At 64.1% G+C, this 6,198-nt stretch carries 7 protein-coding genes and 1 riboswitch; of the genes, 3 read left to right on the forward strand and 4 right to left on the reverse strand.

The annotated features are described in order from the left end of the window. Positions 1-32: 32 nt before the first annotated feature. From ACR9ZN_RS34415 to ACR9ZN_RS34425, 3 genes are all read right to left on the reverse strand, one after another. Positions 33-1,217, reverse strand: coding sequence for an ABC transporter substrate-binding protein (locus tag ACR9ZN_RS34415; RefSeq protein ID WP_454813681.1), 1,185 nt, complete (start codon positions 1,215-1,217; stop codon positions 33-35). A 23-nt stretch (positions 1,218-1,240) separates the two neighbouring features. Beyond that, on the reverse strand, positions 1,241-1,984 hold the full coding sequence (locus tag ACR9ZN_RS34420) for a FadR/GntR family transcriptional regulator (protein ID WP_454813682.1): 744 nt from the start codon (positions 1,982-1,984) through the stop codon (positions 1,241-1,243). A 192-nt stretch (positions 1,985-2,176) separates the two neighbouring features. After that, positions 2,177-2,812: an ArsR/SmtB family transcription factor gene (locus ACR9ZN_RS34425; protein ID WP_481274333.1), complete on the reverse strand. Its 636-nt coding sequence runs from the start codon at positions 2,810-2,812 to the stop codon at positions 2,177-2,179. Between the two features lie 131 nt (positions 2,813-2,943). Between ACR9ZN_RS34425 and ACR9ZN_RS34430 the strand changes: the two genes are divergently transcribed. Further along, the gene (locus ACR9ZN_RS34430; RefSeq protein ID WP_481274334.1) at positions 2,944-3,204 is read left to right on the forward strand and encodes a hypothetical protein; all 261 of its coding nucleotides are present in this window, start codon (positions 2,944-2,946) and stop codon (positions 3,202-3,204) included. A gap of 26 nt (positions 3,205-3,230) precedes the next feature. Here the strand turns inward: ACR9ZN_RS34430 and ACR9ZN_RS34435 are convergent, their stop codons facing one another. Then, on the reverse strand, positions 3,231-4,349 hold the full coding sequence (locus tag ACR9ZN_RS34435; protein ID WP_454813685.1) for a 2'-deoxycytidine 5'-triphosphate deaminase: 1,119 nt from the start codon (positions 4,347-4,349) through the stop codon (positions 3,231-3,233). Between the two features lie 92 nt (positions 4,350-4,441). Beyond that, positions 4,442-4,521, forward strand: a riboswitch (SAM riboswitch). 35 nt (positions 4,522-4,556) lie between these two features. Here ACR9ZN_RS34435 and ACR9ZN_RS34440 point away from each other — a divergent pair. Together ACR9ZN_RS34440 and ACR9ZN_RS34445 are read left to right on the forward strand one after the other, a co-directional pair. Further along, positions 4,557-5,765 carry an O-succinylhomoserine sulfhydrylase gene (locus ACR9ZN_RS34440; protein ID WP_434956084.1) on the forward strand — a complete coding sequence of 403 codons (1,209 nt, stop codon included), beginning with the start codon at positions 4,557-4,559 and terminating at the stop codon, positions 5,763-5,765. Positions 5,766-5,901: 136 nt separating this feature from the next. Then, the coding region (locus ACR9ZN_RS34445) for an XdhC family protein (RefSeq protein WP_481274335.1) at positions 5,902-6,198 on the forward strand (297 nt) is incomplete at its 3' end.

The raw sequence follows: 6,198 nt of genomic DNA on the forward strand, positions 1-6,198 counted from the left end.
AACGATCTCCCGACGATACCCAAAAGTGGGCGTCATTTGGTCTTGGCGGCGCCGATCTGCTTGTCCCACATGTTGAATGCCACCACCATCTTGGCGGGCTCCAGCGGCAGTTCGGTGGGAATTTCGGCGATCAGCTTCTCATATTCCGGACGGCCGAATTCGCCGATGGCAGCCTGGCTATCCTCCGGTGCCATGGCGAGGGTGACGTTCTTGACCGCCGGTCCCGGATAGAAATAGCCCTGGTCGTAGGTATAGGCCTGCTGCTCAGGCGTCAGCATGAAGCTGATCAGGTCGAGCAGCACCGCGACCTTCTCGGGGGCGAGCCCCTTGGGAATGCAGGCGTAATGGGCGTCGGTGACCCAGTGAAAGCCTTTCAGCGTCGAGATCGCAGCGCTCTTGGGCACCACGCCGAGCACACGCGGATTGATGTCCCAGCCAGTGGTCGAGACGGTCATGTCGCGCGAGCCCTCGCCGAACTCCTTCATCGTCGCGCCCGTGCCGGTGGGATAATATTCGACGGTCTCGCCCAACTCCTTCAGATAGGCCCAGGTTTTCTCCCAGCCATTGACGGGGTCCTTCGGATCCTTGTCGCCGAGAATATAGGGAAGCCCCATCAGGAAAGTGCGTCCCGGGCCCGAATTGGCTGGCCGAGCGTAAATGAAGCGGTTGGGATTGGCCTTGGCATAGGCGAGCAGTTCTTCGGCCGTGGTTGGCGGCTTGGCAACGCGCTCGGGTGCATATTCGATCAATGGCCCGGAGGGATAGTAGGAAACGATGACGCCGGCGCCATTCGCCAGCCCCTGCATCCGGGCGGCCGGCGCGAGCAGGATGTCGTCGAGCTTGGGCAACGCCGAGGCGAGATCGGGCAGTAGCGGCACCCAGATCTTCTGATCCAGGCCGGCGGATAGCGCGTCCGTGCCGGTGAGAACGAGATCGATGTCGACTCGGCCAGCATCCTGCTGGGCCTTGAGCTTGCCGGGGAGGTCCGGTGCCGGTGCCTTGGTGAAGCTGATCTTCGATACCAGTTCCGGCTTGGCCTTGGCGTAGTTCTGGATGGCCTTCTGGGTGAGGGCGAGGTTGCCGGCAACATCGACGACATTGAGCGTGACAGGCGATTTCGGCAGGGCCGGGGTTTCCGCCTTGGCGCCGGCAATGCCGAGGGCCGCAAAGCCGATGCCGGCGCCGAGGGCCTGGCGGCGGGTTATCTGAGCAGTCATGACATTCCTCCCATTCTTGATTTTCAGCGGCGGCTCGTGCCGCCTGTGGCGTTCCTCGTTTGCGTCGTCGTGCCGTCTTCCGCGGCATCCATCAGGAAATAGGTTTCGACATTGGCGATATGCGCCTGCATGGCCTGGCGCGCGCCAGGGCCATTGCCCCCGGCGATGGCGTCGCGAATGGCCTGGTGATCGGCCATGTTGGTGCGCAGCTTGGTCGAGTTCTTGGTCAATTCGCCCAGCCGGTCGAAGATGCGGCCGCGCATGTCGCCCCATAGGAGCTCCATCGTCCGGGTGAGCACCGGATTGCCGGTGGCTTCGGCGATGCCCAGATGGAAGGTGCGATCGGCTTCGAAAGAGTCCTCGCCCTTGAGCGATTCCTGCCGGTACCAGGCCAGAGCCTGGTCGAGACGCTCGATGTCTGCCGGCTTGGCCATCTCGGCGGCGGTGGCCGCAATCTCGCCCTCGATGATGCGGCGGGCCGCGAGCAGATCGAAGGCGCTTGGGCCGGCATCGCCGAGTTCGCCGGTGCGCGGTGATCCGTCGGAGACATAGCTGCCCGTACCCGTCTTCACTTCAACGAAGCCGGAGATTTCGAGGGCGATCATCGCCTCGCGCACGACAGGCCGGCTGACGCCCAGTTTCCTGGCTAGGTCCCGTTCGGCCGGGAGGCGCGTGCCCGGCGGCAATTCGCCCGAGCGGATGAGCCCGACGACCTGCTCGGCAATCTGCTGAAACAATCTCTGCGACGCCACGGCCTGAAACGGCATGGTTCTATCTCGCCGGTCATTCTGCTTGCTTCGAGCCTATCACCGACAGCCCAACATTCAAGTGGCTAGGTGGCCTGACCACACGGCCCATAGACGGTCTTCATCTGTGTTCTGCAGCCTTATGCCGCCAGATTCGAAACGGGGTCGATGCCGAGCTGTCGCCTGAGTTCGATCCAACCCTTGGGCGTGATCTTAACCGCCCGCGAAGTCCTTGCTGCGGCGCAGCCATCCCAGCTTGCACATCGTGCTCAGCAGTTGGACGCCGAGCGGGCCCGCGAGGTGATGGCTGCGCTCGGTCCAGTCGAGGCACTGGCGCGCAAGCCCCCGTGCGGTGGGCTTCAGCGCCGCGATATCGAGGCCGATCGACCCGAACCAGGCGTTGCCGCTGGCCGTGACGCGAAACTGCTTGTCGGCGGCCGGGACGAGATAGCCATGCTCGACCAAGCCTTGTGTCACGGCGACGCCGACCTGTCCGGCCAGATGGTCGTAGCAACACCGGCAATAGCGCAGTTCGCGCGCTTTGCCGGTGATCGCCTTGCGCCGCACCGCCTGGTCCGGTGCGAGCACGGACAGGCACTCCAGCGCCTCGGCGACATGGCCGCCGGCCAGGCGGTAATAGCGATGACGCCCTTCCGTCTCGACGGCAAGGAGGCCACCGGCAAGCAGCTTGGCCAAATGGGAGCTCGCGGTCTGAGGCGCGATACGGGCGGCATAGGCCAATTCGCCTGCCGGCAGGGCACGGCCATCGAGCAATGCGGTGAGCATCAGAGCGCGAGCGGGATCGGCGACCAATGATGCGGCAAAGGCAAAATCCGGAATCTCGGGCATGGCATCCTTTTTCTGGAGTGACTATGCACCAATCCGAAACGGCATGCTTCGACGCAGGCCGAAGCATCCGATGCAAACATGGAGTCAAGAAGGGCCCAAGCCATTGGAGGTTGCCGCCACGGAGTGCATTCGTGCGTCGAACCCGCCCCGCTCGCGCCTGCGTCACCGGAGCCTGGCCCTGTAACATCGTACTTCGCCGCGACGGCACGGCTTCGGCTCTCATCAACGTGGCGCGCATGGTCGGAGCGACCGCCGGCGTCGCGGTCCTCGGCTCGCTCTATGCCGTTCTCGGCGGTGGCCCGGCCGGATTGGCTGGTGCCATGACCATGGGCGGGCTGGTGCAGATTTTTACTGCCGCGATGGCTTGGCGAGCGGCGCCAGCCAACCGATGATCCTCGTCGAGGTCCGCCTGTCAGGCCTATCTGAAATGCTTGGATAGTTTCAGCGCCTGGCCCTGATAGTTCGAATTGAGGCCGGAGCCGTATAGGATCTGAGGGCGTTCGAGCATGCGCTCATAGATCAGGCGCCCGACGATCTGGCCGTCCTCGACGATGAAGGGCACCTCGCGCGAGCGCACTTCCAGCACGGCCCGGGCCGCCTCCATGCCATCGGGCGAATAGCCGAAGCCGGGATCGAAGAAGCCGGCATAATGCACGCGGAACTCGCCCACCAGCGGGTCGAACGGCACCATTTCGGCTGCGAATTCCGGTGGCACATGCACGGCTTCCTTGGACGCCAGGATGTAGAACTCGTCCGGGTCGAGGATCATGTCGTTCTTGCCGCGATGCGGGATGGGCTCCCAGAAATCGAGCAGATCGCAGGCCGCCCGCTTGTCGACATCAACAACGGCGGTGTGGCGCTTGGCGCGGTAGCCGACGATACCGTCGCCGAAACCGGTGAGGTCGACGGAGACGGCGACACCGCCGGCGATGTCCGGGTCGGGTGACGAAACCAAGCCCATGCGGCGCTGCAATTCGCGCAAGGAGGCATCGTCGATGCGGGCTTCGCCACGGCGGAAGCGGATCTGGCTCAGGCGCGATCCCGTCCGCACCAGCACCGGGAAGGTGCGCGGTCCGATTTCAGCATAGAGCGGCCCGTCATAACCCGCCTCGACCTGGTCGAAGGCGCGGGCATGGTCGGTGATGACACGGGTGAAGACGTCGAGGCGACCGGTCGAGCTCTTGGGATTGGTGGAAGCGAGAACGCCATCCGGCATTTGCAGGCTTTCGAGCAGGGGCACGATGTAGACGCAGCCCGTCTCCAGCACGGCACCCTTGGTCAGGTCGATCTCATGCAAGGCGAGGTCCCTGATGCGCTCGGCCACGGTGTTGCGCGGCCCCGGCAGGAAGCTCGCCCGCATGCGGTAGGCCTTGGCGCCGAGGCGCAGATCGAGACTGGCGGGCTGAATCTGATCCGAAGCCAGAGGTTGTTCGATGCGGACGGCTCCCGTCTCGACCAGGCCAGCAATCGCCTGGGAGGGCAGGATGCCAAAAGTGTGCAGAAGGCCTGGGGAATGCGGGATGTTCGGGGAGGGCATGGCTCTCGCTTTTTTCTGCCAGCTTATTGCGGTTCCTGGTCTTGCTAGACGAAACCATCCATTGACGCCATCCGGGAGTAGGGCTACTCAACAGTCTTCGTCGTGGTGGATTTGGGCCGGCCGGCTTGCAGCCACGTAAAACAACTCGCTAAAGGGCCGTGGGAAAGAGCGCTGGCGCTCGACTTGCGGCTATCGGGATTGCCGCAGATGACCAAACCTTTGACTTCAGCACCTTCCACCCGGGAATTGCGCCCGGCCACCCGGCTCGTGCATGCCGGCACGCTGCGCTCGCAATATGCGGAGACGTCGGAGGCGCTGTTCCTCACCCAGGGATTTGTCTACGAGAGTGCCGAACAGGCGGAGGCCCGCTTCAAGGGCGAGGATGTCGGCTTCATCTATAGCCGCTTTTCCAATCCCACCGTGGCGATGTTCGAGCAGCGCATGGCGGAACTGGAGGGAGCCGAGGCAGCTCGCGCCACCGCCTCGGGCATGGCCGCCGTCACCGCGACCCTGATCGGCCAGCTCAAGACCGGCGACCACGTCGTCGCCGCCAAGGCGCTGTTCGGCTCCTGCCGCTATGTCATCGAGGAACTGCTGCCGCGCTTCGGCGTCACCTCCACCCTGGTCGACGGCACCGAGCTTGCCCAATGGCAGGCGGCGGTGCGGCCGGAGACGAAGGTGTTCTTCCTTGAAAGCCCGACCAATCCCACGCTCGAGATTCTCGACATCGCCGCCATAGCCAAGATCGCCAAGAGCGCCGGCGCCACGCTGGTGGTGGATAATGTCTTCGCGACGCCGCTGCTGCAGAGCCCGCTCGAACTCGGTGCCGATTGCGTGGTCTATTCGGCCACCAAGCATATTGACGGGCAGGGCCGCTGTCTGGCCGGTGTGATCCTGGCATCCGAGAAGTTCATCAACGACCACATCCAAACCTATTTGCGCCAGACCGGTCCCTCGATCTCGCCTTTCAATGCCTGGGTGATGCTCAAGGGCCTGGAGACTCTGGAACTCAGGGTCGAACGCCAGATCGCCAATGCGGTAAAGGTTGCCGATGCCCTGGGGAACCACAAGGCAGTCGAGCGCGTGATCTATCCCTTCCGCGACGATCATCCGCAGGTGGAACTCGCACGCCGCCAAATGAAGGCGGGCGGCACGCTGGTGACCTTCGAGGTGAAGGGCGGCAAGAGCGCGGCGTTCAAGGTTGCCAATGCGCTGAAGATCACCCGCATCTCCAACAATCTCGGCGACACCAAGAGCCTGATCACCCATCCTTCGACCACCACCCATCAGCGCTTCGAGGAAGACGCGCGCCTGGGCATGGGTATCCGCCAGGGCATGCTGCGCTTCTCGGCCGGCATCGAGAGCTCCGATGACCTGATCGCCGATTTCACGCAGGCGCTCGACAAGGCACTGTAATCGGGAGGCTGGTCCTCGGACCAGCCAGGAAATACCGCGCTCCCTGGAGGAGTCCGGGCTGGTCTGAAGACCGGCCCCCGAATTGAACTTTGGCGCGGTCGCCCCAAAGCGTTATCATGCTGGTACTTAAACCGGCATGGGTGCGGGCAGAGCGATGGGGATCTTCGCGACGCTGAAGGCCATGGTCGAGCGGGACGGCCGCGCCGTACTCGTCACCATCATGGACGCGCGTGGCTCAAGCCCGCGCGAGGCGGGCACGCGCATGGCCGTGCGGGCAGACGGGGCTTTTTCCGGCACGGTCGGGGGCGGTACCCTGGAATGGCAGGTGCTGGCGGAAGCTCAGGCTCTCCTCTCCGCCGGGGAGGGTCGCCGTCTACGTTCCATGGACAAGGCTCTGGGCCCTGATCTCGGCCAGTGCTGTGGTGGCCGGGTC

The sequence above is a fragment of the Labrys sp. HAY1-8F genome, assembly GCF_056754975.1.